Source organism: Pseudomonas spartinae (assembly GCF_965197125.1).
In the GTDB taxonomy this organism is placed as follows: Bacteria; Pseudomonadota; Gammaproteobacteria; order Pseudomonadales; family Pseudomonadaceae; genus Aquipseudomonas; species Aquipseudomonas composti_A.
In genome coordinates this window covers 401,593-426,325 of the sequence record NZ_CBDAMB010000001.1, presented here as the reverse complement: position 1 = coordinate 426,325, position 24,733 = coordinate 401,593, and the positions used below count along the sequence as shown (strand labels likewise).

The following is a 24,733-nucleotide window of genomic DNA, read 5'->3' as shown; positions in this document are numbered from 1 at the left end:
GGCGCGCCTCTGAAGCGGTAAAGCGAAAGCCGAAGCGCAGCAGAGCTGGAAGACCGAAGTTCCGCGATAGCTCAGTCGGTAGAGCAAATGACTGTTAATCATTGGGTCCCTGGTTCGAGTCCAGGTCGCGGAGCCAACTTCCTATCGGGGTATAGCGCAGTCCGGTAGCGCGCTTGCTTTGGGAGCAAGATGTCGGGAGTTCGAATCCCCCTACCCCGACCATATTTGGGTCGTTAGCTCAGTTGGTAGAGCAGTTGGCTTTTAACCAATTGGTCGTAGGTTCGAATCCTACACGACCCACCACCACAACGAACAAGCCCGCCTAGTGCGGGTTTTTTCGTTTCTGCATTCCCGCATTCGGGCAATGTGCTTGCTTCCCCTTTCCCACTTGCGGGAGAGGGGCCGGGGGGAGAGGGCTAATTGGCTGCAGAGTCACCTGCCGAACCCTCTCCCGCCCTGCGGCCGCTTTTAGTGCAGCTTCAGACGTGGTTCGGTGCTGCGCCCGATCCGGTCGCTGAGCATCAGCAGCAGTGTGCGCGGTACGCCATACAGAGCCATCTGGTGCATGCGATAGAGCGATACGTAGAACACGCGCGCCAGCCAGCCTTCGAGCATTACGCTGCCGGTCAGGTTACCCATCAGGTTACCCACCGCAGAAAAGCTCGACAGTGAGATCAGCGAGCCGTAGTCGCGATAACGGTATTCCGGCAGGGGCTGGCCGCTGATCTTCAGGCGTAGCGACTTGGCCAGCAGTGACGCTTGCTGATGCGCGGCCTGGGCGCGAGGCGGTACGTTGCGCCCATCGTTGCCTGGCTGAGGGCAGGCGGCGCAGTCACCGAAGGCGAACACGTCATCATCCAGCGTCGTTTGCAGCGTCGGACGCACCTGCAGCTGGTTGATGCGATTGCTCTCGAGTCCGTCTATATCCTTGAGAAAACCCGGTGCACGGATGCCGGCCGCCCAGACTTTCAGGCTGGCCGGAATGAAATTGCCGTCAGCGGTTTTTAGGCCGTCGGCGGTCACTTCGCTGACGGCGGCGCCGGTCAGTACGGTGACGCCAAGTTTCTCCAGCGTCTGGTGCACCGGGCGAGCGATGCGTTCCGGCAGCGCCGGCAGTACGCGTGGGCCTGCTTCGATCAGGGTGATGCGCATGTCTTCCGGGCGAATGCGATTGAGGCCGTAAGCGGCCAGCTGCTTGGCGGCATGGTGCAGTTCGGCGGCCAGTTCGACGCCCGTAGCGCCCGCGCCGACGATGGCGATGTTGATCTGAGCGCCCTGTTCGTGTTCGCTGGCATGGGCGCGCAGGTAGTGGCTGAGCATGCGTCGGTGAAAGCGCTCGGCCTGCGCCCGCGTGTCGAGGAAGATGCAGTGTTCGGCAGCGCCGACCGTGCCGAAGTCGTTGGTGGTGCTGCCGACGGCGATCACCAGGCTGTCGTAGCTGATGCGGCGCTCGGGCATCAATACCTGGCCATCATCATCCAGCGTAGGCGCCAGGGTGATGTGCTTGTTGGCACGGTCCAGGCCGGACATGCGCCCCAGCTGAAACTCGAAATGATTCCACTTGGCCTGCGCCACGTAGTTCAGTTCGTCTTCCGAGGAGTTCAGCGAGCCAGCGGCCACTTCGTGCAGCAGGGGCTTCCAGATGTGGGTGAGGTTGGCGTCGACCAGAATGATCCGGGCAGCGCCACTCTTGCCCAGTTTTCTACCCAGACGGGTGGCCAGCTCCAAACCGCCGGCGCCGCCGCCGACAATCACGATGCGATGGGACATGGATATTGCTCACAAGGCTTTGAAAAAGACGGTGTGAGTACGAGAGGGCGAGCGCGAAGCAGCTCATAGCACCAGTCGACTCAGAAAGCGGCTCAGCAGGCCCAGGCCGATGACGACGGCCAGCACCACGGCGAGCAGTCGCCAGACGCGAAACGGCTGACGTTCCACCTGGTGCTGCGGTGCGCTCAGGTAGTGGTCGACTTTTTGCTGGTCTTCGGGGCTCAGGCGGCTGGTCATGGGCGGGCCTCTGCTTGAATGCAGCTATTCTAGGCGTGCCCGCCAGCCTTGGCGAGCGTCGTTGTCCTGCGGGTCAGGTAGCGTTTCGAGGGTTTGCACGGTTACCGCGTCATCCAAGCGGATGATGCCGCCTTCGATCACCCGGGCGGTGATGCCGCCGTGGCCGCGCATGGCCTGGAAGGTGCCGCGCCCGAGGCGCTCCTCCAGGCGGGCGCAGGGTTGGCACCAGCCAGTGGTTTCCAGCAGTGCCTGTCCGATGCGAAAGCGTCGGCCCTTGAGGCTGAACAGGTTGATGCCGGCGACCGCGATATTGCGGCGCAGCTCGCTCGGCTGCATGGGCGCATCGCGGCCGAGCAGCCCGGCGACGACGGCCAGATGCTCCCATTGAATCAGGGTGACCTGCCGCGCATTGCGCGGCCCTGGGCGGCTGTGATCGCCCGTCAGGCCGGCCTCACGCCGAGCCTCCACGGCTTCGACTTCGAGCATGGCCTCGCGCGCCCTCGGGCGCACACCTATCCAGCGCACCTGGCCGACCTGTGGTACCTCTGCCAGCAACTCCTGCAGCGGGCTCATAGGCCAATCCCGATGTCGAACAGCAGGCTGCGCCCGAGGTTCTGGCGTAGAAAATCCGGCGCGTCGGGGTGGGCGAACAGTACCCGGGCGAAGCGCGGGCCGACCAGCGACAGCGAGCGCCAGCCCTGGCGCAGGTATTCGGTTGGGGGTGGGAAGTGGCTGTTGCAGTCGAGTACGGCACGCTTGAGGCTGACGAAGGCAACCAGGTCTAGGTCGCCCGGATCGAGGCCGCGTTCGCGATAGTTATGCGCCTTCTTGCGCAAGGTTGGCGCCAGGCGCGCCTGCATCTCGCTGGCGGGAATGCGTTTGGGGCGTATTTCGCGGCGCACCAGTTGGCTCAGGGAGAAGGCACTGCGGCGCCGTTCCAGCTCGGCGCGCCACTCGTCATTCAGTCGGCGGCCTTCGTCGAGGACGAAGAACACCTCGAAATTGGCATCGCGAAACAGCACGTCCGGTGGCTCCTGGCCACTGGGGGTAAAGTCATCGTTGTGATGGCGCACGTTCAGCGCTTGTAGCAGGCGCTGGCAGACCCAACGCTCGCGCTCCCATTTCTTCGCGTTGGAAAGGAAGGCATTGGCCTGCTCGGCCTGGTGGGTAAGTAAGCGCAGGTAGTCGGAGTCGTCCATGCCCAGAGCTTAGCCGCAGCGCCGACCTGCATGCCAGTGCCGGTCGTGTAGCGGTTAGCCGATAGAGCAGCCGTCATTGCCACGCGGGCGTTGATCTGGCTGCAGTCGTGGGGCCGTTTCAGTGGCCAATCCAGTCTGTTCCACTGCGCAGGTGTCCGCCTGGCCAGGACTGCCGGTGTAGACTGCCTGCACTCATGGCGATGAATGAAGGAGAAGGGCGCACACATGATCGCTTCCAACCTGCTGGCGTTCTCCACCTTGCTGTGTGGCTGGTTGATTTATGGGCTGGCGCTGCTCTGGGCGATTGCGCGAGCGCCCTGGGTCGAGCTGTTCAGCGACCTGCGCCGCCAGCATCTGCTGTTTGGCACCATGCTCGGCCTGTTCCTGCTCTGGCTGGTGCGCCGCGATTTCGACTCCGGGCTTTCCTACCATTTCATCGGCATGACGGCTGTGACGCTGCTGCTCGATTGGCCGCTGGCCGTGCTTGCAGGCCTGGCGGCGCAGCTTGGCCTGCTGGCCATCGGCCGTATGGATCTGGCCTCGCTTGGCGTCAACGGCGTGCTGCTGGTGCTGACCCCCGTGCTGATCACCGAGTTATGCGCGCTTCGCGTGGAGCGCGCGCAGCCGCGCAACCTGTTCGTCTACATCTTCTTCTGCGGCTTCTTCCCTGCAGCATTGGCGACGCTGGCGACTCTGCTCGGTGGTCTTGCGCTGTTGTGGCTGGATGGGCTGTTCCCCATGCCACCCTGGTTGGACGACTTCGCCGGCTATTTATGGCTGGTGGCATTTCCCGAGGCGTTCATCAACGGCACCATCGTCACCGCGCTGGTGGTGTTCTGCCCGGACTGGCTGGAAACCTTCAACCGCAGCCGCTACCTGCAGGCGCCCTGGAAGGAAAGTGATCGCGGCGATTGAATGACGCCGTATTGGCCGATTGAATGCCGCTGGCGGATTGATCCCCGTCAATATCTGAAACCTGTCTGGCGACATGCTGTGCAAAACACTGCCGAGGAAGCCGAACATGAGTGTTCACAGCTGGGCGAGAAGCACTGTTCAACGCAATCTGCATGACGCCCAAGTGCAAGGCCATGAGCCTGTCATGGCACTGCGTGCGTTGCTGTCGGAGGTCGTGCAGCAGAGCAGGGCGCTGCGTGACGCTCAGGAGCTGGCGCACGAACTGCAGTTTCTCGCCGACAACCTCGACGATGACCGCGATTACGCCTTCATGCGCCCCTGAGAAGCGCAGGGCGCTGTGGTTTCCCGCAGTTCATCCAAACACTCGTTGTAGGAGCGGCTTCAGCCGCGATTGCTTATTAATGCGGCCGTGTCGGCAGGTCGCCGCTGAACATCTCGTCCTCCAGGTCATTGCCCGGAATCGCATGTTCCTCGGCGGCCCAGGCGCCCAGATCGATCAGCTTGCAGCGCTCGCAGCAAAACGGGCGGTAGGTGTTCTCGACTTTCCACTCGACGGGCGCACCGCAGGTGGGGCATTGAACGGTCGTGGTCATGGTTGGCCTCCGCGCAGGGTCAGATAGAAGTTGTGCAGGCGCTCGACCTCCGCGTCCAGCCAAGCCCTGTCTCGATCATTGACCAGTACGTCGTGGGCGTGGCGCAGGCGCTCTTCGCGGCTGGCCTGGGCCTGCATGATGGCGCGAACCTGCTCTTCCGAGCTCTGGTCGCGCGCGATGGTGCGTTGGATCTGCAGCTCTGCAGGTGTGTCGACTACCAGCACGCGCTGGGTCATATGTCGCTGGCCGGATTCGACCAGCAGCGGTGATACCAGGATGGCGTAAGGGGACTCGGCGCGTGCCAGAACCTGAACGATTTCGTCGCCGATCAGCGGGTGCAGCAGGCTTTCCAGCCAGCGGCGCTGTTCGGCGTCGGCAAAAACCAGCTTGCGCAGCGCGGAGCGGTCCAGCTCGCCATTGGTTTGCAGCATGCCCTCGCCGAAGTGTTCGACGATCTTTGCCAGCGCGGGGCGGCCTGGCTCGACCACCCAGCGCGCCGCATGGTCAGCATCGACCACATGTACACCGCGCTCGATGAAGCCCTGCGCTACCGCGCTCTTGCCGCTCCCAATGCCGCCAGTCAGGCCGAGTATCCAGGGTTTCATGACGCCAATGCAGCCTCGTTATTGCTCAAGGCCGCGATTGTAGGGGGGATTGGGATGCGATGCGAATCGCGTATGCCGAGAATCGCCATCCCGCGAAGGCAAGAACTGGGTTGGCGCCATGCCGGCGGTAGCCCGGATGAAATCCGGGATTGGCCGATAGGTTTCCCCGGATTGCATCCGGGCTACAGACTGCAGGAGCGACGCCGTGCTGCGAGTCCGTGCTTGCTGGTGGCAGAGCTGAGCGCGTTAGAACCCGGCAAACTTCAAATAACTGCCGGTAATCACGTCGCCCCAGAGCAATGCGATCCAGCCGGCAATCGCCAGATAAGGCCCGAAGGGAATTGGTGTGCTGGAATCGCTACCGCGCATGCGCAGCAGAATCACCCCCAGCACGGCGCCGACCAGCGACGACAGCAGAATGGTCAGCGGCAGAATCTGCCAGCCACCCCAGGCGCCGAGCATGGCCAGCAACTTGAAGTCGCCATAACCCATGCCTTCCTTGCCGGTGATCAGCTTGAACAGCCAGTACACCGACCACAGGCTCAGGTAGCCGGCAATGGCCCCCCAAAGCGCGTCCTCCAGGCTGGTGAACAGCCCGAAGTAATTGACGATCAACCCCAGCCACAGCAGTGGCAGCACCAGAACATCAGGCAGAATCTGGTGATCGGCATCGATCAGACTCATCGCCAGCAGGCCCCAGGCCAGCACCAGCATCGCCCCTGCCTCCCAGGTAAAGCCGAAATGCCAGGCTATGTAGCCGGAAAGCACACCGCAGGCCAGTTCGACGATGGGGTAGCGTTTGCTGATCGGCGTCTTGCAGTTCGAACACTTGCCGAGCAGGAACAGGTAGCTGATGACCGGGATGTTCTCCCAGGGGCGAATCTCATGGCCGCAGCTAGGGCATGCGGAGTTGGGCAGGATCAGGTTGAAGGTTTCTGATTGAGGTGCTTCTGGTAACTCAAGCACCTCACGCGCCTGGCTTTGCCAGTCGCGCTGGAGCATCAGCGGTAGACGGTAGATCACTACGTTGAGGAAGCTGCCGATCAAAAGACCGAAAATAACGCAGACCAAAGCGAAGGCCGACGCATTGTCGGCCAGAATCTCAAGCGCCATGTTTTAGCCGACCACCGCACCCAGTTGGAAGATAGGTAGGTACATTGCAACGATCAGGCCGCCGACCAGTACGCCGAGCACAGCCATGATCATTGGTTCCATCAACGTGGTGAGGTTGTCTACTGCGTTGTCGACTTCTTCTTCGTAGTAACTGGCAGTCTTGTCCAGCATTTCGTCCAGCGAACCGGCTTCTTCGCCGATGGCTGTCATCTGTACGGCCATGGTGGGGAAGATGCCGGTACTGCGCATGGAGAAGTTCAGCTGAGTGCCTGAGGAGACGTCGACTTTGATCTTGTGCACGGCGTTGCGGAACACGACATTGCCGGTGGCGCCGGCTACCGATTCGAGTGCGTCGACTAGTGGAACGCCGGCTGCAAAGGTCGTTGCCAGGGTGCGGGCGAAGCGCGCGACCACTGCTTTGTACAGGATGTCGCCGATGATTGGGGCCTTGAGCAGTACTCGGTCCAGTGCATCACGAAATTTTTCCGAACGCTTGTAAGACTGGGAAAAAGCGAAGGCAGCGGCAAAAATTACGGCCAGGACCACAAACCACCAGCGCTGCAGGCCTCGTGACAGATCGACGACGACTTGGGTAAAGGCCGGTAGCTCGGCACCAAAACCTTGGAACACCGACTCGAATTGCGGCACGACCTTGATCAGTAGAATGGCTGTCACGATCACTGCAACTACAACGACCGCGATCGGGTAGGTCATCGCCTTCTTGATCTTGGCTTTGAGAGACTCGGTCTTTTCCTTATAAGTGGCGATACGGTCCAGCAGTGTTTCCAGGGCACCTGACTGCTCGCCGGAGTCAACCAGGTTGCAGTACAGGTCATCGAAGTACATTGGTTTCTTGCGCAGCGCTGACGCAAAGCTATTGCCGGCGGCAACCTCCTGTTTAACCTCATCGATCAGTTTGCGCATATTGGGGTTGTCAAAACCCTCCGCGATGATGTCGAAAGACTGCAGCAGCGGCACGCCGGCCTTCATCATGGTCGCCATCTGCCGAGTGAACAGGGCGATGTCCATCGGCTTGATTTTCTTGCCTGCGCCGAACAACGAAACCGCCTTCTTGCGCACCTTGATCGGGTTGATACCCTGCTTGCGCAGTTGTGCCTTGACCAAGGCAGGCGACTGCCCGCTAAGCTCACCTTTTACCTTGCCTCCCTTTCTATCGGTGCCTTCCCAAGCGAATACGCTGGTTTTCAGTGCTTTTTCCGCCATGGATTAATCCTTGGTCACGCGGTTGACTTCTTCCAGGCTGGTGATGCCTTGCATCGCCTTGAATAGCCCCGAAGTACGGAGGTCGTTGAAACCATCGGCTCGTGCCTGCTTGGCGATTTCGATGGAGTTGCCTTCCTCCATGATAATGCGTTGCAGTGAGGGCGTGATTTTAACTACTTCATAAATCCCAACCCTTCCTTTATAGCCGCCTTTGCAATTGTCGCAGCCGTTGGGTGCATAGAGCTTGAAGGTGCCGATCTTGTTTTCCGGGAAGCCTTCCTTGAGTAGTGCCTCGCGCGGTAGCTCCAATTCCTTCTTGCAGCTGCAAAGTTTGCGAGCCAGGCGCTGGGCGATGATCAGGTTGACAGAGGTCGCGATGTTGAACGCCGGCACACCCATGTTGCGCAAGCGGGTCAGGGTTTCTGCGGCGCTGTTGGTGTGCAGGGTCGACATCACCATATGGCCTGTTTGCGCGGCCTTGACTGCAATCTCCGCTGTTTCCAGGTCGCGGATCTCCCCCACCATGATCACGTCAGGGTCCTGGCGCAGAAAGGCGCGCAGGGCCTGGGCGAAATCCATGCCGTGCTTCGGGTTGACGTTGACCTGGTTGATGCCTTCGAGGTTTATTTCCACCGGGTCTTCTGCGGTGGAGATATTGATGTCTGTGGTATTGAGGATATTCAGGCCGGTATAGAGCGATACCGTTTTGCCGGAGCCGGTGGGGCCGGTGACCAGGATCATGCCCTGAGGCTGCTTTAGGGCGGTCATGTAGAGATTTTTCTGCTCCTCCTCGTACCCCAGGGCATCGATACCCATCTGCGCGCTGGTAGGGTCGAGAATCCGCATCACGATCTTCTCGCCCCACAGAGTGGGCAAGGTGTTGACTCGAAAGTCGATGGCTTTGCTTTTCGAAATCTTCATCTTGATCCGGCCATCTTGCGGCTTGCGCCGCTCGGATATATCCAGTTGCGCCATGACTTTCAGGCGAGCGGATAAACGGCTTGCAAGCTGAATAGGCGGGCGTGCAACCTCATGCAGCATGCCGTCGGTACGAAAGCGCACGCGGTAGGACTTCTCGTAGGGCTCGAAATGCAGGTCGGAGGAGCCCCCTTTGATCGCGTCCAGTAGCATCTTGTTGATAAAGCGCACCACAGGTGCATCATCGGCATCGCCACCATTGCCGGCATCATCCCTGTCGTCGTTGACGGCTTCTACATCCAGGCCGTCCAGGTCAACATCAGCCAAGTCCTCCATGCCGGTATTACCGGTATCGAAAAAACGCTCCAAGGCATCGCCCAGCTTGTCATCCTCGACCAGCAGCGCCTCGGTGCTAAGCCCGGCGCTAAATTGAACGTCGGTGAGTGCCTGATGGTTGGTGGGGTCGGAAAGCGCGATAAACAGCTTGTTGCCCCGACGGTATAGCGGCAAAACACGATGCTGGCGGCAGAGCTTTTCGCTGAGCACCTCTCGCGGCTGACTGTCCTTGTCGATGGCGGTCAGGTCGAAATACGGCACGCCAAACTGTTCGGCCGCCACCTCGGCCAGTGCGCGGCTGCTTACCAGCTTGTTCTGTACCAGATAAGACACCAGGGGGATCTTGTTGCGGGCTGCCTGCGCCTGAGCATTACTGGCTGCGCGTTCGTCGAGAATCTCTGCATTAACGAGTTGTCGGGCAAGGCCGGTGGCGATCACGGTGTCATTCATTGCAATAGGTATCGAACTGATGGCTAGAACATCCTTATAGCCTAAAGCCATGCTGTCGCCCAAGCGCGTTTTGTGTGGGTGACATAAAGTGTCAGTTGGTGACTGTTTTGTAAGGAGCGCCTTGCCAGTCATCAGTTGGAATCTAGGTCATTAGAGGTCGATTTGTAGTCAAATGTCGCGGTTTGATGGGCGTGCTTCAGTTGGGTTTGTATTTGGCACGATACCTGCTTGGTTGGGATAAGGTCCATGACCTCAACCACAATAGGAGTTCGTCCATGAAGTCTCTTAAGAAGCAAAAAGGTTTTACTCTGATCGAGTTGATGATTGTGATTGCAATCATCGGTATTTTGGCCGCTATTGCTATTCCTCAGTTCAACGAGTATCGCGCTAAAGCGAACGATACTACCTCTACTGCTGACGCCAAGAATGGTATCACTGCCATTATTTCTTCTCTGCGCTAATTTAAGGGGTATATGATGAAAAAGATTGCACTAGTAGCCTTTGGTATTTTGGCGTCTACAGCTGCACATGCAGTGCAGTTTGAAAATAGTGGCGCATTTCGCATGACCGATTGCACCCTCTTGAATGAGAACGTGCAAATCAACCTTTCCGCCGGGGTAAGGGCGGGCGTGGTATGTAACGCAGCAACAGGCGTTGCTATTGGGACCTGCCATATCGGTGGTCGTACAGCCGCTCGTGAGGTTGAAGTTCTTGTTGCTTCTACTGATCCAAATGCGCCTGCGGGTACTCTGGTGTCTCAGAACCCACCGGTATTTCAGACTCGCACCGGCCCGGTAGTAGCTACTGCGTCCACTCGTCAGGGTACCGTTGTACCTCTTTACCCTCAGGGTGATGCCTGTACTGCTGAGATCGCTGAAGCTCAGGCCACTGCCCGTCTTGCGCAGTAAGTGATCTTTTATGTGTGGGAAGGGATTCTCCACACATACTTGATTTTTGTATAAGGGCTCTGTTTTTGTTCTGGGGTGACTCTCATAGCTGTCGTTAATGAATTGAATGGTTTTCAATGAGCGTTAATTTGGTGCTAAATTTTACTCATGATGAATTTTTCTGGTGTTTTGGTCGGGCTGGTTCTGGCTTTTCGTGCTCGTTATTTGTGGCTTAGTTTTATTTCTTTATCATTTCTGATCGTTGCTGTCTTCTTGGCTGCCCAGTTTAGTGGGAGGCAGCCTGCAACTGTGGCCTTGGATGTTGGCCTTTCAGTAATGAGGTTTGCGCTGCCTGTGGTATCCATTCTGGTAGTTCAGGCAATAATGTCTCAGGAATTTGAGCGTCGCTATTTTCTGAGCTTTCTGCCTTATCCACGTCCTCGGTTTAAATTCCTATTTGAGCGCTTTGCGGCGGTCGCTATATTGACTGTTGGCCTCCTGTTGGTCATGGCGTTGGTGTTGGCGATTATGGTCAGGGTGGTGTCTGGTTATCAGCAGGCGACGTCGGTTGACTTGGGGGTGATTTATGTTTTTGTCGTTGCTTTTTTGTTAGTGGATTTGATGCTTATATCTGCGTTTGCACTTATGTTATCAGTAGTGGCTTCTACTGCTAGTTTTGTGTTGATTGGTGCTGTTGGTTTTATGGTTTTGGCTCGCTCCTATGCAGCTGTAATTGGCTTGTTGCTTCATGATGGGGCTCTGGTGAGTGGAGTGGAAAGTTACAGGAATGGTCTTGGTGCTCTTTTTTATGTTCTTCCTAATTTAGGGGCGCTTGATGTACGGTCGGCTGCCTTGTATGGGAAAGCTGAGTTCTTTCCTTCGGATTGGCCTTGGTTGATTATTTCTTGCCTATTTTATTTGGTCGCGATTTTGGCTTTTTCGGTGTGGGGCCTGCATCGTAAGCGGTTAGCATGAATATCAAAAAACAAAATTTTTCACTGTTGGTTGGTTTTTTTTCAATTTCTTTTTTTTGGGGGGGTTATTTTTTTGAGGGGCAGCGTCCTCTTGTAAAATTTGCTCCAGAAGTTTCGGATAGAGTTGTTGTGTCTGCGCCAGTGCTGTTAATGCTCTATGGTGGGGACCGTTTTCTAGCGGCTGATATGGAGGTTATGCGATTAGCTGCGACAGGGATGGATGATGGATTTACTGATGCGGACTATCTTGTTCGTGCTCAGCGTGTGGTTTCAGAGTTAAATCCGTGTCATGAAGATAACTACTATATAGCCAATGGCCTTCTGGCTTGGGGGGGCGCTGTCGCAGAAGGTAACGAAATTCTGCGTAGGGCTATAAGTTGCCGATTCTGGGATGGACTGCCTGGTTTTTTCTATGGCATCAACCTTTCTTTCTTTGATCGAAACGCTGAGGCGGCAGCTTTGGCTTTGGAACAGTCAGCGGAGCGCTGGCCAGAGAATGCTGCTGCACTACGTAAATTAGCCATAATGCTGAAAGTGGAAGAATTCTCCGATGAGCGTTTAGCTATTAGTTATCTAACTCAGCAGCGGGATTCCACTGCTGATGCTCAATTGCGAGAGATGCTTGATCGCCGAGTTATTCGTTTGCAAGGCTTGGCGGATCTTCGCGCTGCTCAGGCACGTTACGAATCCAAGCATGGTCCCCTAAGTGTGCTGACACAACTCGTTGATTCTGGAGAAATTGTAACTATTCCTGAGGATCCCCTGCGTCTGGGGTACGAGTTGCGTGAAGGGCGTATAGAGTTGCGTAAGTTGAAAATTGTGGGTTTGGAGGAGCAGCCTTGAGCGCTGTACTGGAGTTCAAAGGCGTAAGTCATACCTTTCGCACTAAGGGCAAAGAAGTTCGTGCGTTAAATTGCGTGAATTTTGCCCTCACCGAAGGTGAGGTTTTTGGTTTCGTTGGCCCTAACGGTGCCGGCAAGTCCACCACTATCAAGGTGATGCTGGATATCATCAACGACTATCAGGGCGAGGTGAGCATCTACGGTGTCGATGCGCATCGAGCCGAGGCGCGTCAGCCTTTGGCTTTCGTGCCTGAGTCGCCAGCACTTTACGAGCAATTTACCCCGCTGGAAATCCTGCGCATGGGCCTGTCCATGTACGGCATCAAGCGGGCGGACGCCGATGCCTGGTGCATGCACTGGCTGGAGCGTTTCTCCGTCGATATGAACGCCAAGCGGCGTATTCGCGAGTTGTCCAAGGGCAACGTTCAGCGGGTGGCGTTGGCCCATGCGATGGTTGTACAGCCGAAGTTGCTGGTGCTGGATGAGCCGCTTTCGGGCCTCGATCCGGTTGGGCGCAAGGATGTGGTGGACATCCTGACCGAGTTCAAACAACAGGGTGGGGCGATTTTTTTCACCTCTCACGTTTTGCACGATGTCGAGCGTATCGCCGACCGCTTTGGTTTTATCAATAAAGGCGAGCTGCTGACCGTGCGCTCCCCGCGTGAGCTGGCGGCTGAGCGGGCTGACGATATGCTGGTGCGTTACCACGCGGCGCAGCCGATTGGTGAGCCGTTGCGTGTACTGCGTGAAGGTGAGTTTGAATGCGAGGTTTTGCAGGCGGACTTGCCGGCGTTCATTGCGCAGTTGAATCAGCTTGGCGGCCATTTGCTGACGATCAAGCCGGCCGTTTCGCTGGAGACCGTGTTCTTCAATATTCTTGATGGCGCCGCTCGAAAGACGAGTGCCTGACGTAGGGTGCGCTGCGCGCACCGACTACTCGTTGCGATTTTTCTCGATCCTGCAGCAGCCGCTCTTTGGGAGGGGCAGTGCGATTGTGGGAGGCCGCTATTCGCCGCGAGGCGCGGCTCTTAGGGTTGGCGTTGTGTTACAGCGCCAACCTCATCGACAAATCCACCGCCTTCACATCCTTGGTCAGCGTCCCCAGCGAAATGTAATCCACGCCGGTTTCTGCAATCACGCGCAATGTGCTGTCATTGATCCCGCCCGAGGCTTCGAGCTTGGCGCGGCCGGCGGTGAGTCTTACGGCTTCGCGCATATCCTCGAGTGACAGTTCGTCGAGCATGACGATATCGGCGCCCGCTTCCAGGGCTTCGCGCAGTTCTTCCAGGCTTTCCACTTCCACTTCCACCGGCTTGCCCGGGGCGATCTGGTGGGCGGCGCTGATGGCCTGGGCGATGCCGCCGCAGGCGGCGATGTGGTTTTCCTTTATAAGGAAGGCGTCGTACAAACCGATGCGGTGATTGTGGCAGCCGCCGCAGGTCACGGCGTATTTCTGCGCCAGGCGCAGACCGGGCAGGGTCTTGCGGGTGTCCAGCAGTTTCACCTGGGTGCCTTCGACCAGGTCGGCGTAATAACGGCAGCGGGTGGCGACGGCAGACAGGGTCTGCAGGAAGTTCAGCGCGCTGCGCTCGCCGCTGAGCAGGGCGCGGGCCGGGCCTTCGAGGCGGAACAGGGTCTGGTCGGCGTGAACACGGTCGCCATCCTGCACCTGCCAGTGCACCGCGACGCGCGGGTCGAGCTGACGAAATACCGCATCGACCCAGGCAGTGCCGCAAATCACAGCATCTTCACGGGTTATCACCCGGGCGCTGGCCAGGCGCTCGGCCGGAATCAGCTGGGCGGTGATGTCGCCGCTGCCGATGTCTTCGGCCAGGGCACGGCGGACATTGGCTTCGATTTCGCTGCTGAGTTCGGCGAGGGTCAGGTTGGGCATGATCGGCTCCGGTGTAGGCGAGCGGCGATTATAGAGGCAGGTGGTGGCAGGGCAATGCTCCATCACGATGCCGCGCCCTTATGTCGTTCTGCAAAATGAGCAGGCACTTTTACACGTTGTCGTGGTTCTCAATGAAGCGAGCAGGTCCAGTGATCTGACCGCCGGTGCAGCGTTACCGGGCTGTCAGCGTTAGGCTGTAAGGGTGCCGCTGTCGTGTATTGGCTACCGTCCGGAGGTGGCGTGTGGCTATCTGTGATCTGCATCATGTCTGTAGGAAAAATTGGCTTGGTATGGCGCGCAGCCTCCCTATAATGCCTTTACTTTTTTCATTATTGACGCCAGGCCTTTGACGTTACGGACGACGCTCGGTTGACGCTGTGCAGACCAGGAAGCTCGGGTTCGGGCAGTCTGCGGGAGACTAGAATGAAGACCGACGCGAATGTGGTGCACCTTAACAAGGCCACCGCAGAGCAATCGCCAACTTCGCCGGTAGGAAGACTGCCCGTGGCGCTGATTCAGGTGCGTGACAAAGCCGCGCAACAGCTCAAGCAGAATCTGCAGAGCCTGTTCGACAATGCCGACGATACCCTCTTCGAGATGGCGGATCGGGCGACCAGTAATGCCGAGCAGAATGCCTTCTTCGAGGCCATGCGCGACCTGCGCCTGAAGCGCAAGAGCATCGAGCGCGGTTTCCTGCAGAAGGTGTTCGAGTCCTTCGCCAACCTCAATCAGTACGAGATTGGCAAACCACAGCCTGCGCTGGATGCGGTGTCGTTCGATAGCCTGAGCCTGGTGCAGAATGACGAACTGGAAGAGACCGTGGCGCTGGATGCCATGGTCGCCAGGGTGATGAGCCGCGACGCCGTCGCGCTGGGCCATCTCACCACCCGTCTCAATGCGCTGATCAGCAAGAAGCTCGATGACAAGAGCAATCCGCTCGGTCCCACCCTGCTCAGTGAATACTTTCTCGACTCCTGCAGCGGCCTGGGTGTGGAGATCAAGGTCAAACTGATCATTCTCAAGCTGTTCGAGAAGTACGTGCTGGGCGGCTGTGACACGCTCTATGCCGAGGCCAATCAGGCGCTGATCAGTGCCGGTATTCTGCCTGAACTGAAATCCGCACAGCCGCGTCGTCAGCAGCGCCCGACAACGCCCACTTACGCTCAAGGCGCCGGTGAGGAAGGTATTCCTCTGCTCGAAGGCGCCGATCAGAGCGTGCAGGAAGTGTTCGGCGCGTTGCAGGACCTCCTTTCTCAGGTGCGTGGCACTGCCATGCCGCGCCGTGCCCAGACGCGCGACGCGCTGCCGATCACCAGTAATGACCTGATGCGCCTGTTGTCGCATATGCAGCAACGTGCGCCGGCGCAGGCCAACGTCGAGGATTTCGACCTGCGCGACCAGCTCGAACAGCTGCTCGAGCGTGCCAGTGCCAAGAGCGGCAAGGCGCGGGTCGTCGGTGAAGTCGATGAGGACGTGATCAACCTGGTGTCGATGCTGTTCGAATTCATTCTCGACGATCGCACCCTGCCTGATTCGCTCAAGGCACTTATCGGCCGCCTGCAGATCCCGATGCTCAAGGTCGCCGTGCTGGACAAGACTTTCTTCAGCCGTGGTAGCCATCCGGCGCGCCGACTGCTCAACGAGATCGCCTCTGCGGCGCTGGGTTGGGTCGACCAAGACGATGCGCAGCGCGACAGCCTCTATCAGAAGATCGAGCAGGTGGTTCAGCGCCTGCTCAATGATTTCGTCGATGATCCGGCGATCTTCTCCGAACTGCTGGCCGAGTTCATGGCCTTCACCGGCGACGAGCGTCGCCGCAGCGAGCTGCTCGAGCAGCGCACGCGTGACGCCGAGGAGGGCAGCGCCAAGGCCGAACTGGCTCGCCGCCAGGTCGAGCACGCGCTGAACGAGCGTCTGCTGGGCAAGACCCTGCCGGAAGTGGTGGTGCGTCTGCTGCAGGAGGCCTGGAGCAAGGTGCTGATGCTCACCTGTCTCAAGCATGGGGTGGACTCGGACGAATGGCATGCCGCCCTGCAGACCATGGACGATCTGGTGTGGAGCGTCGCTCCGCATGAAGATCCGGAAGCACGTCTGCGTTTGCTCGAGCTGGTGCCCGGTTTGCTCAAGGCGTTGCGTGAGGGCATGGCCAGCGCGGCCTTCGATCCTTTCTCCACCAGCGAGTTCTTCAGTCAGCTGGAGGTGCTGCATGTGCAGGCCTTCCAGCGTTTCAAGCGTGCCGCAGCGGAGCCCGAGGTGGTGCCGGAGCCGTCCGGGGAGACGAGCGACGCCGAGCAGACCGGTATCGAGCTGCCGCTGCTTGAGTTGCCTGCTGCCGAAGAGGTGCAAGGCGCTCCGGCAATGATCGAAGTGGTCGAAGAGATCATTCTCCTGGCGCCTGGGCAGACCCGGCCTCAGGAGCCTGACGTGATGGCCCCGGACGATGACGAGGCGCTGCAGTACGTAGACAGTCTGCGCGTCGGCAGCTGGGTCGAGTTCCAGGAAGATGAAGAGCACAAGCTGCGTTGCAAACTGGCGGCGATCATCAAACCGACCGGCAAGTACGTGTTCGTCAATCGCACCGGCATGAAAGTGCTGGAGAAGAGTCGCAACGCGCTGGCCGTGGAGTTCCGCCGCAATGCCATCCGCCTGCTCGACGATGCACTGTTGTTCGACCGTGCGCTGGAGTCGGTAATCGGTAACCTGCGCAAACTGAAGAACGCCTGACCCGTTTGGCCGGGGAGCGCACCGCTCCCTATTTCAGCAGTAACCGCGCCGCGAGGCGCGGATGCTCGCGAATTTCCCGCCTTTGCACATCCTGTTGCGGCCTCGCTCTTGGCCGCCGTAGCCTCCTGCTCTAGAGTGGGGGCTCGTTCAGGAGCATTCCATGCAGCTCGACCCCTCAACCGGCTGGTTTCAGGGCATTGATCACTGTCCTTCGCCGAATTTCAATGCTCGCCCCTGTGGCGAAATTTCTCTGCTGGTAGTCCACAACATCAGCCTGCCGCCTGGGCAGTTCGGTACCGGCAAGGTGCAGGCGTTCTTTCAGAATCGGTTGCCCACGGGTGAGCATCCCTTCTTTACCGAGATTGCATCCCTGCAGGTTTCCGCGCATTTCTTCGTCGAGCGTGATGGCAGGCTGACGCAGTTCGTCTCCTGTCTGGATCGTGCCTGGCACGCCGGCGTTTCATGGTTCGACGGGCGCGACAACTGCAATGATTTTTCGCTAGGAGTGGAGCTGGAAGGGACGGATGATCTGCCCTACACCGACGCTCAGTACGCCAGGTTGACCGAGCTGACGCGGCAGTTGCTGGACGCTTACCCGGCGCTGTCGACGCAGCGTATTCGTGGCCACTGCGACATCGCACCAGGGCGCAAGACCGACCCGGGGCCGGCATTCGACTGGTCGCGCCTGCATGCCGACTTGAAGGAGAGGTAGCAATGAGTTTTCTGGTGATTCTGCTGGTGCTGTGGGTCGAGAAGTTTTCCGCCTGGCGCCTGCGCATCCAGCAGGACGGCCCCTGGCTGGCGCAATTGCAGCGCTTGCAGAGCGGCGGCCTGCAACAAGCCCCCTGGCTGTGTCTGCTGCTTCTGGTGCTGCTGCCGGTGTCGCTGCTGGGGCTGCTCCTGTTGATCCTCAAGCCCCTGGCGTACGGCTGGCTGGCCCTGCCCGTGCACCTGTTGGTACTGATCTACAGCCTGGGTCGTGGTGACCTCCTTGCCGCGCTGGGGCCGTTCCGTGATGCCTGGCGGCGCGGTGATGGTCAGGCGGCCTACCACGTAGCCGAGCGTGACCTTGCGCTGGCACCGGAGGAGGGCGCCGAGCTGCTCCAGCAGGTGCAAGGGCACCTGCTGTGGCAGGCCTACCAGAGTTTCTTCGCGGTGATCTTCTGGTACCTGCTGCTGGGGCCCATGGCTGCGCTGGCATACCGCCTGTTGGCGTTGTGTGCGGAGCATGCCGAGCAGCCGGCCCTGCGTGAACGAGCCGTGCAACTGCGGCATGCCTTCGATTGGCTGCCGGCGCGGGTGCTGGCGTCGAGTTTCGCCCTGGTCGGCAACTTCGTCGCGGTCAGTCGCGCCTTGCTGCACGAGCTGCTGAGCTGGGACATCTCCGCCGCGCAACTGGTGATCAAGGCCGGGCGTGCCGCCGGCGAGATGCCTCCGCCAGTGATGGGCGAAGAAGGCGTCGATACCCTGGATCAACTGTGGCAACTGCTGATACGCGCTGCGGTGGTCTGGTACGCCGGTTATGCGGTCTGGGTGCTGTTCATCTAGCGCCTGATCCAGGCGACACCCTGCCGGGCGGGGCGACCTGCTGCCACACCATAAGTGGCAGGTTGCACCCGCCCTGTTTCCTTCTGTCATGCGTTGGCGAACTACGCTTACCCGGCTCGGGGCGAGCGAGGCGCGCTGCGCGCGTTTAACCTTAAGTTACAGAGAGGCGTGTCGATAAGGGGTATAAGTAGGCGCTAGCCGGGCCTGTTTGGTGATTTTCGCCACATTTATATGGCTGTATTGACCGCGTTGATCGACGCGTAACAGGTCGGGCTGCCCAGGACGCCGCTGTCAGCCCGCAAGAGGCGCGGCGGCCGTTCAGCGACACCAATAACAATAATGGCAACTGGAGACGTCTAGTGAAGACCGTGTTGTATCCGGCCATCGCGCTGATGAATCGCCTCAGCTTCGGCATGAAGTTCAGCCTGATCAGTGTTCTGTTCTTCCTGCCCATGCTCGTCACCAACTTCTACCTGGTGCGCGACTCCTATCGACAGTTCGTCGGCACCCAGACTGCCCTGGAGAGCCTCGAACTGCTGGGCAACAGCCTGCAACTGCGCCGCGACCTGGAAAGCCTCAACGATCTGGTACAGATCAACTCGATGATCGGTCAGTCCGGTCAGGCGGGCGACCTGGAGGGGCGCATCGATCAGTTGGAGAGCTCGCTCAATACCGGTTTGCAAGGCCTTGAGCCGGTTACCCAGGATGCCGAGCAGAGTGCCGAGTTCACTGCCAAGCGCGATGAGCTGCTGGCCGATTTGCAGAGCGCCGCCACCGAGACGTCGTTGCAGAGCAAGGCGGTGATCGTCGAGAGACTGCTCGGTTCTTCCCAGGTATTCATCAAGCTGGTGGCCAGCCAGGCCGGCCTTAGCCAGGACCCTCAGCGTCAGGTGCGGCAGATCAGCGAGCTGATCACCAATGTCACCCCGCAGGTCACCGCTGCGCTGAGCCAGGGGCGCGCCATTGGCGCCTATTCCCTGGGGCAGGGCTTCCTCAACTCCTCGGCCAGCACCAAGTTCGATGAGCTGCTGTTGCTGCTGGAGAAGCTCCACGCCGAGTATGGCCTGAACCTGCAGGACGCGCTGGCCGGCAACGTCGCCGCGCAGAATGGCCTGGGCAGTCTTGCCGAGGCCAGCCGGCAGACGCTCAAGGACAGTGCCGTGCTGTTCGAGGATCAGGTGATCATCGCCGACAGCCTGGATACGCCCTGGACGCAGTTCTACGATCAGGTCAGCCAGGAAATGGCCAAGACCTATGCGTTCAACGACGGCCTGCTGGCCTTTCTCGACAGCCAATTGAGCGAGCGCCTGAGCGAGAACCGCGCGCAGATGCTGCTGCTGGTTGTGGCGCTGGTGGTGGTGTTCCTGCTGATCGTCTATCTCTACGGCGGCTTCTACGTTTCCACCCGTGCGACGCTGAAGAACCTCGGTCAGGTGATGGACAAGGTGGCGGCTGGCGATATGACGGTCAACTTCCGGGCGCAGAGTCGCGATGAGCTGGGCGAGCTGGGCCAGGTATTCAACCAGACCGTGGTGCGTATCCATGACCTGATCGAGCGCGTCGGGCACACCGTCGGCGAAGTCGGCGGCCAGGCGGATCGCGTCGAGCTGGTCTCGGGCGAGAGCAACCAGGCCGTGGCCAGCCAGCGTGCGCAGATCGAGCAGGTAGCGACGGCGATGAACCAGATGGCTGCCACGGCGCAAGAGGTGGCGCGCAGTGCCGCCGCTGCGGTGGGCAGTGCGCAGAGCGTGAATCAGGAGACGGTCACCGGGCGTGCCCTGGTCGAGACGCAGGTCGGGGCGATTCAGCGTCTGGCCGGCGAGATCGATCAGTCGGTGACGGTGGTCAATCAACTGGCCAATGACAGTGCGGCCATCAGCCAGGTGCTGGACGTGATCAAGGGCATCGCCGAGCAGACCAACCTGCTGGCGCTCAATGCCGCCATCGAAGCGGCGCGCGCGGGTGAGCAGGGTCGTGGTTTCGCCGTGGTGGCCGACGAGGTGCGTAACCTGGCCAAGCGCACGCAGCAGTCCACCGAGGAAATCGAGGCGATGATCGTCAAGCTGCAGGGCGGCGTCGGTGCGGCGGTCAAGGCGATGAACGCCAGTCATCAGATGGCTGACGGTACGGTGAGCGAGTCCGCCAAGGTGCAGTCGGCCCTGGAGAACATCCTCGGTGCGGTGGGCATGATCGTCGATCAGAATCAGCAGATCGCGGCGGCGGCCGAGCAGCAGACCGCCGTGGCGCACGATATCGATCAGAACATCGTCGAGATCAACCACGCGGGTGAGCGCACCGCAGCCGGTGCCAGCCAGACCGAGCAAGCCAGCCGCGAGCTGAGCGAACTGGTGTCGCGTCTCAAGCAGTTGATCAGCGCATTCCGGGTCTAGTTGCTGCGTGGCAGGCGCTTCGGCGGCGATGCTTATGCAGTGATCGCGGCTGAAGCCCCTCCCACGGAGGCGACCGATCTCGCCTCAGTTCCAGCCGAACAACTCATCCGCATTACGGCTGCTGGCTGCTGCCAGTTCTTCGGCTGTCACACCACGTAGTGTTGCCAGCTCGCTGCAGATGTCCTGCAGATGCTCCGGGCTGTTGCGCTGGTTCGGGTGCATGGCGGGCGCCATGTCCGGGGCGTCGGTTTCCAGCACGATGGCGTCCAGTGGCAGCTGCGCCACCACCTTGCGCAGTCGATTGGCTTGCGGCCAGGTGGCGGCGCCGCCCAGGCCGAGACGAAAGCCCAGCTTGATGTACTCGCGGGCTTCTTCCTGGCTGCCGGCGAAGGCGTGGATGATGCCGCCGCGCGCCAGGCGAAAGCGCTTGAGCGTGGCGATGGTCGCGGCATGGGCACGACGCACGTGCAGCAGTGCCGGCAGTTCGAACTCCACCGCCAGCTCAAGCTGCGCTTCGAACAGCTTCTGCTGGCGCTGCCGATCCAGGTGCTCCAGGTAATAGTCCAGGCCGAACTCGCCAACGGCGCAGAGCTTGCGATGCCCGGCCAATCTGCCCAGCCAGTCGCGCAGTTCATCGAGATGCTCTGGGCTGTGCTCGTCCAGGTAGACCGGATGCAGGCCGAATGCGGCATGCAGCTCTTGATGTTCCTCGACCAGTTGCCACAGTCGCTGCCAGTTGCCCTGGTAGACCCCGAGTACCACTATGCGGCTTACGCCGAGCGCGCGGCTGCGCGCGAGCACTGTGTCGCGATCAGCATCGAATTCGGGGAAATCGAGGTGGGTGTGGGTGTCGATCAGGCGCATCGGTCGGCTCGCGGATGGGTGTTCAGGTTCGGCTATTTTCGTCTTTCCCGCCAGCATGAGGGAGCGTTGGCCGATCTTTTCAGTCGTATGGCTATGGAGGCGTTTCACTCGGGTAGTGAAATAAGGAGGTCGCTGGGTGCGCCATGTACGCAAGCTGTTGAGCCTGTTGTTCGCCGTGTTTCTGCTGATGGTGGCCGCGTCGCTGCTGTTTCTGCAGCTGTTCGACTGGAACCGCGCGCGGCCGTTGATCAACGAGCAGGTTTCTGCCGCCCTGAATCGGCCGTTCGCCATCGAGGGCGATCTGCGTGTGTTCTGGCAGCGAGAGGCCGGCGAGGAGGGCTTGAGCGCCTGGCTGCCCTGGCCGCATTTCGCCGCCTAGCACTTGCGCCTGGGTAATCCCGATTGGGCGCAGGGCGAGACCTTCGTCAGCCTGGAAAGCGTGCGCTTTCACCTGTCTCCGCTGCCACTGCTGTGGAAGACGGTGAGCATCCCCGCTATCGAACTCGGCGCACCGGTCGCCGATCTGCAGCGGCTGGCCGATGGTCGCGCCAACTGGGTGTTCGATCTGGGCGAGGAACAGTCCGCCGATACGGCTCAGCCCAGCCCCTGGACGCTGGATATCGGCACCATCGCTTTCGACAAGGGGCAGGTGAAGCTCGATGACGCGCTTAGCGACACCCGCCTGCAGGCGCTTATCGAGCCACTGGGCAAGCCGATTGCTTTTGCCGATATCGTCGGCAAGAGCACGGCCGAGCGCCTGGCACAGAGCAATGCCAGCGCCCAGGATTATGCGTTCGCCTGGCAAGCCAAGGGCCGCTTGCGTGGTCAAGCACTGACCGGCAGCGGCAAGGTGGGTGGCCTGCTCGCGTTGCACGATGCCGCGCAACCCTTCCCCTTGCAGGCCGATCTGCGCATTGGCGCGACCCGCATCGTGCTGGCCGGCAGTCTGACCGATCCACAGAACCTGGGCGCTCTGGATCTGCGCTTGCGCCTGTCCGGTGCCAGCCTTGGGCATTTGTATCCGCTGACCGGTGTAACGCTGCCGGAGACTCCGCCCTACAGCACCGATGGCCGTTTGCAGGCCGACTTGCACAATGCCGACGGGGCGATCTTTCGCTACCTCGGCTTCAACGGCCAGATCGGCGCCAGCGATATCCATGGCGACCTGACATTCGTGGCGCGTCAGCCGCGACCGAAACTGTCCGGCCAACTGACTTCCAATCAGCTGCTGTTCAGTGACCTGGCGCCGCTGATCGGCGCCGACTCCGGCGAGGACAAGCGTGAGCGTGGTGAGCGGGACGTGCAGCCCGCGAACAAGGCGTTGCCCGTTGCGCAGTTTCGTACCGACCGCTGGCGTGCGATGGACGCCGATGTGCGCTTTGTCGGCAAGCGCATCGTGCATGGCGAACAGTTACCGATCACCGACCTCGACACCCATGTGCTGCTCAACGACGGCGCGTTGAGCCTGGAGCCGCTGCGCTTCGGCATGGCCGGTGGTGTGCTCGATGCGCAGATCCGCCTCAATGGCGCGACCACGCCGTTGCAGGGGCAGATGCATGTGCGCGCGCGTGAACTCAAGCTCAAGCAACTGTTTCCCACCTTCGCCCCGATGCAGACCAGTTTCGGTGAGCTCAACGGCGATGCGCGTATCAGTGGGCGCGGCAACTCGGTGGCCGCGTTACTCGGCAGCGCCGATGGCGAGCTGAAGATGTTGATCAACGATGGTGCGGTCAGTCGCGGGCTGATGGAAATCGCCGGGCTGAACGTCGGCAACTATCTGGTGGGCAAGCTGTTCGGCGATGAGGATGTGAAGATTCACTGCGCGGCAGCGGACCTCGGTATCAAGCAGGGGCTGATGAGCACGCGACTGTTCGTCATCGACACCGACAATGCGGTGATCAAGGTCGACGGCAGCGCCAACTTCGCCAGCGAGCAGCTGGACTTCACCGTCACGCCGTCGACCAAGGGCTTTCGTATCTTTTCCCTGCGCTCGCCGCTGTATGTGCGTGGCACGTTCAAGCAGCCGTCGCCGGGGGTACAGGCCACGCCGCTGGTGCTGCGTGGTGTCGGCCTGGTGGCGCTGGGCGTCGCGGTGGCTCCGGCAGCCGGCTTGCTGGCGCTGGTGGCGCCCAGTGCTGGCGACGAGCCGAGCCAGTGCGCGCCATTGCTGCAGAAAATCCAGGGCGGCTAGGGAGGTTCAGGTTCGAGCCTTGAAGCTGCGGTCGATGGCCTCGATGCCGGGCTGATAGTCGTTGAGTTCGACCGCGCGCAGTGCCCAGGCCAATACACGCTCAGCGATGCGTTTGTGCTGCTGGCTCATGGCATTGACCCGCAGCGGCAGATAATCCAGCAGCTGGGTATCGCCGAAGGTGGCCAGGCGCACTGCCGGCCATTGCTCACGATCCTGTTCACGCAGGGCGTCGAGCACCCCTTCGAGCAGCACGTAGGCGGTGGTCAACAAGGCATCGGGCGGGCCGGCTTGCTCCAGCAGCGCTTGCATCTGCCGATAGCCGCAGGCGCGGCTGAACAGCTCGCCGTGGTAGACGCTGATGCGCCCGTCGAAGCCGGCCAGCGCGGCATGGAAGCCTCGCTCGCGCGCCTGGCTGATGACCAGCTCCGCACGCGCGCCGAGCAGGGCGATATGCCGAGGCTTGGGCGTCAGCAGGCTTTCGGTCAGGGTGCGCCCGGCCTGTTCGTCGTCGCTGACCACCGAGCGGATGTGTACGGGTGAAAGCGCCCGGTCCACGGCTATCACCGGCAGACCGGCAGCGACGATGGCGGGGTACAGCGGGTCATCGGCCGGCAGGCAACTGGCGACGATCAGCGCCTCGCAGCGGCGTGAGCGGAACAGTTCGAGCAACTGTCGCTCGGTGCCCGGATCATCATCGGAGCTGGCGATCAGCAACTGGTAGCCGGCGGCGCGGGCCTTCTGTTCGAGCAGTTTGGCCAGGCGCGCATAACTCGGGTTTTCCAAGTCTGGCAGGATGAAACCCAGGCAGCGACTTTGCCCGCGGCGCAGGCTGGCGGCCTGCTGGTCAGGGAGATAGCCATGCTCCTCGACCACTGCCAGCACTCTGGCCACGGTCGCAGGGCTGATACGCCGCCGTTCGGCCTGACCGTTGATCACGTAGCTGGCGGTGGTCACCGAGACCTGAGCCAGGCGGGCGATGTCACTGAGTTTCACGGGCGCAGCACCATGCAGGGAAAAGGGTTCGAGCGGGCGAACGCGGCGAGTCTACACCGACTCGAC

General features: G+C 60.3%; 23 protein-coding genes, 3 tRNA genes and 2 pseudogenes. 16 read left to right on the top strand and 12 right to left on the bottom strand.

The annotated features are described in order from the left end of the window. Window positions 1-60 precede the first annotated feature (60 nt). The 3 genes from ACN8M7_RS02030 (at window position 61) to ACN8M7_RS02020 (ending at window position 303) form a co-directional block, all read left to right on the top strand. Window positions 61-136, top strand: a tRNA-Asn gene (locus ACN8M7_RS02030). Window positions 137-145: 9 nt separating this feature from the next. Continuing rightward, a tRNA-Pro gene (locus ACN8M7_RS02025) sits at window positions 146-222 on the top strand. 5 nt (window positions 223-227) lie between these two features. Then, a tRNA-Lys gene (locus tag ACN8M7_RS02020) sits at window positions 228-303 on the top strand. 165 nt (window positions 304-468) lie between these two features. Here ACN8M7_RS02020 and ACN8M7_RS02015 read toward each other — a convergent pair. From ACN8M7_RS02015 to ACN8M7_RS02000, 4 genes are all read right to left on the bottom strand, one after another. Then, window positions 469-1,770 (bottom strand): NAD(P)/FAD-dependent oxidoreductase, encoded by a 1,302-nt coding sequence (locus tag ACN8M7_RS02015; RefSeq protein WP_490259599.1) that lies wholly within the window; start codon window positions 1,768-1,770, stop codon window positions 469-471. A 63-nt stretch (window positions 1,771-1,833) separates the two neighbouring features. Next, entirely contained in the window at window positions 1,834-2,007 is a 174-nt protein-coding gene (locus tag ACN8M7_RS02010; RefSeq protein ID WP_490259598.1) for a DUF3094 domain-containing protein, read from the bottom strand. A 24-nt stretch (window positions 2,008-2,031) separates the two neighbouring features. Further along, window positions 2,032-2,580, bottom strand: a complete 549-nt coding sequence (locus ACN8M7_RS02005) for an MOSC domain-containing protein (protein WP_490259597.1) — start codon at window positions 2,578-2,580, stop codon at window positions 2,032-2,034. Continuing rightward, window positions 2,577-3,206 carry a DUF1780 domain-containing protein gene (locus ACN8M7_RS02000; RefSeq protein ID WP_061240489.1) on the bottom strand — a complete coding sequence of 210 codons (630 nt, stop codon included), beginning with the start codon at window positions 3,204-3,206 and terminating at the stop codon, window positions 2,577-2,579. The genes ACN8M7_RS02005 and ACN8M7_RS02000 overlap by 4 nt, the downstream gene beginning before the upstream one ends. 225 nt (window positions 3,207-3,431) lie before the next feature. Between ACN8M7_RS02000 and ACN8M7_RS01995 the strand changes: the two genes are divergently transcribed. Together ACN8M7_RS01995 and ACN8M7_RS01990 are read left to right on the top strand one after the other, a co-directional pair. Next, window positions 3,432-4,121: an energy-coupling factor ABC transporter permease gene (locus ACN8M7_RS01995; protein ID WP_490259596.1), complete on the top strand. Its 690-nt coding sequence runs from the start codon at window positions 3,432-3,434 to the stop codon at window positions 4,119-4,121. 106 nt (window positions 4,122-4,227) lie between these two features. Next, window positions 4,228-4,443: a hypothetical protein gene (locus ACN8M7_RS01990; RefSeq protein ID WP_490259595.1), complete on the top strand. Its 216-nt coding sequence runs from the start codon at window positions 4,228-4,230 to the stop codon at window positions 4,441-4,443. A 76-nt stretch (window positions 4,444-4,519) separates the two neighbouring features. On the opposite strand, the gene yacG is transcribed toward ACN8M7_RS01990, so the two are convergent. From yacG to pilB, 5 genes are all read right to left on the bottom strand, one after another. Continuing rightward, window positions 4,520-4,714 (bottom strand): DNA gyrase inhibitor YacG, encoded by a 195-nt coding sequence (gene yacG / locus ACN8M7_RS01985; protein ID WP_061240492.1) that lies wholly within the window; start codon window positions 4,712-4,714, stop codon window positions 4,520-4,522. After that, the gene (gene coaE, locus ACN8M7_RS01980) at window positions 4,711-5,319 is read right to left on the bottom strand and encodes a dephospho-CoA kinase (RefSeq protein ID WP_490259594.1); all 609 of its coding nucleotides are present in this window, start codon (window positions 5,317-5,319) and stop codon (window positions 4,711-4,713) included. Before coaE ends, yacG begins: the two co-directional genes overlap by 4 nt. Before the next feature lie 246 nt (window positions 5,320-5,565). Then, window positions 5,566-6,432, bottom strand: coding sequence for a prepilin peptidase (locus ACN8M7_RS01975; protein WP_490259593.1), 867 nt, complete (start codon window positions 6,430-6,432; stop codon window positions 5,566-5,568). A 3-nt stretch (window positions 6,433-6,435) separates the two neighbouring features. Beyond that, a complete protein-coding gene (locus ACN8M7_RS01970) occupies window positions 6,436-7,656 on the bottom strand; it encodes a type II secretion system F family protein (protein ID WP_490259592.1) in 1,221 nt (406 codons plus the stop codon). 3 nt (window positions 7,657-7,659) lie between these two features. Next, entirely contained in the window at window positions 7,660-9,360 is a 1,701-nt protein-coding gene (gene pilB / locus ACN8M7_RS01965) for a type IV-A pilus assembly ATPase PilB (RefSeq protein ID WP_490259591.1), read from the bottom strand. Window positions 9,361-9,635: 275 nt separating this feature from the next. On the opposite strand from pilB, the gene ACN8M7_RS01960 reads away from it, so the two are divergent. The 5 genes from ACN8M7_RS01960 (at window position 9,636) to ACN8M7_RS01940 (ending at window position 12,972) form a co-directional block, all read left to right on the top strand. Then, a complete protein-coding gene (locus ACN8M7_RS01960; RefSeq protein WP_490259590.1) occupies window positions 9,636-9,821 on the top strand; it encodes a prepilin-type N-terminal cleavage/methylation domain-containing protein in 186 nt (61 codons plus the stop codon). Window positions 9,822-9,836: 15 nt separating this feature from the next. Continuing rightward, complete coding sequence (locus ACN8M7_RS01955) at window positions 9,837-10,268, top strand: hypothetical protein (protein WP_490259589.1); 432 nt, start codon at window positions 9,837-9,839, stop codon at window positions 10,266-10,268. Between the two features lie 147 nt (window positions 10,269-10,415). Further along, on the top strand, window positions 10,416-11,222 hold the full coding sequence (locus ACN8M7_RS01950) for a hypothetical protein (protein WP_490259588.1): 807 nt from the start codon (window positions 10,416-10,418) through the stop codon (window positions 11,220-11,222). Further along, window positions 11,219-12,064, top strand: a complete 846-nt coding sequence (locus ACN8M7_RS01945) for a hypothetical protein (protein WP_490259587.1) — start codon at window positions 11,219-11,221, stop codon at window positions 12,062-12,064. The genes ACN8M7_RS01950 and ACN8M7_RS01945 overlap by 4 nt, the downstream gene beginning before the upstream one ends. Further along, a complete protein-coding gene (locus ACN8M7_RS01940; protein ID WP_490259586.1) occupies window positions 12,061-12,972 on the top strand; it encodes an ABC transporter ATP-binding protein in 912 nt (303 codons plus the stop codon). The genes ACN8M7_RS01945 and ACN8M7_RS01940 overlap by 4 nt, the downstream gene beginning before the upstream one ends. Window positions 12,973-13,108: 136 nt before the next feature. Here the strand turns inward: ACN8M7_RS01940 and nadC are convergent, their stop codons facing one another. Continuing rightward, complete coding sequence (gene nadC, locus ACN8M7_RS01935) at window positions 13,109-13,957, bottom strand: carboxylating nicotinate-nucleotide diphosphorylase (RefSeq protein WP_490259585.1); 849 nt, start codon at window positions 13,955-13,957, stop codon at window positions 13,109-13,111. Window positions 13,958-14,380: 423 nt separating this feature from the next. On the opposite strand from nadC, the gene ACN8M7_RS01930 reads away from it, so the two are divergent. From ACN8M7_RS01930 to ACN8M7_RS01910, 5 genes and pseudogenes are all read left to right on the top strand, one after another. Beyond that, on the top strand, window positions 14,381-16,681 hold the full coding sequence (locus ACN8M7_RS01930) for a DUF1631 domain-containing protein (protein WP_490259584.1): 2,301 nt from the start codon (window positions 14,381-14,383) through the stop codon (window positions 16,679-16,681). A 160-nt stretch (window positions 16,682-16,841) separates the two neighbouring features. Then, window positions 16,842-17,393 (top strand): 1,6-anhydro-N-acetylmuramyl-L-alanine amidase AmpD, encoded by a 552-nt coding sequence (gene ampD / locus ACN8M7_RS01925; RefSeq protein ID WP_490259583.1) that lies wholly within the window; start codon window positions 16,842-16,844, stop codon window positions 17,391-17,393. A gap of 2 nt (window positions 17,394-17,395) precedes the next feature. Beyond that, on the top strand, window positions 17,396-18,229 hold the full coding sequence (gene ampE / locus ACN8M7_RS01920; RefSeq protein WP_490259582.1) for a regulatory signaling modulator protein AmpE: 834 nt from the start codon (window positions 17,396-17,398) through the stop codon (window positions 18,227-18,229). Window positions 18,230-18,621: 392 nt separating this feature from the next. Further along, window positions 18,622-19,764: pseudogene (locus ACN8M7_RS01915) on the top strand (HAMP domain-containing protein); the annotation flags it as partial. Window positions 19,765-19,905: 141 nt separating this feature from the next. After that, the gene (locus ACN8M7_RS01910; protein WP_490259819.1) at window positions 19,906-20,619 is read left to right on the top strand and encodes a methyl-accepting chemotaxis protein; all 714 of its coding nucleotides are present in this window, start codon (window positions 19,906-19,908) and stop codon (window positions 20,617-20,619) included. Window positions 20,620-20,703: 84 nt separating this feature from the next. Here ACN8M7_RS01910 and ACN8M7_RS01905 read toward each other — a convergent pair whose 3' ends face one another. Next, a complete protein-coding gene (locus ACN8M7_RS01905) occupies window positions 20,704-21,483 on the bottom strand; it encodes a TatD family hydrolase (RefSeq protein WP_490259581.1) in 780 nt (259 codons plus the stop codon). A 136-nt stretch (window positions 21,484-21,619) separates the two neighbouring features. Between ACN8M7_RS01905 and ACN8M7_RS01900 the strand changes: the two are divergent. Continuing rightward, window positions 21,620-23,674, top strand: a pseudogene (locus ACN8M7_RS01900) (AsmA family protein). Between the two features lie 6 nt (window positions 23,675-23,680). On the opposite strand, the gene cra reads toward ACN8M7_RS01900, so the two are convergent. Next, window positions 23,681-24,667, bottom strand: a complete 987-nt coding sequence (gene cra, locus ACN8M7_RS01895; protein WP_490259580.1) for a catabolite repressor/activator — start codon at window positions 24,665-24,667, stop codon at window positions 23,681-23,683. Between the last annotated feature and the right edge of the window lie 66 nt (window positions 24,668-24,733).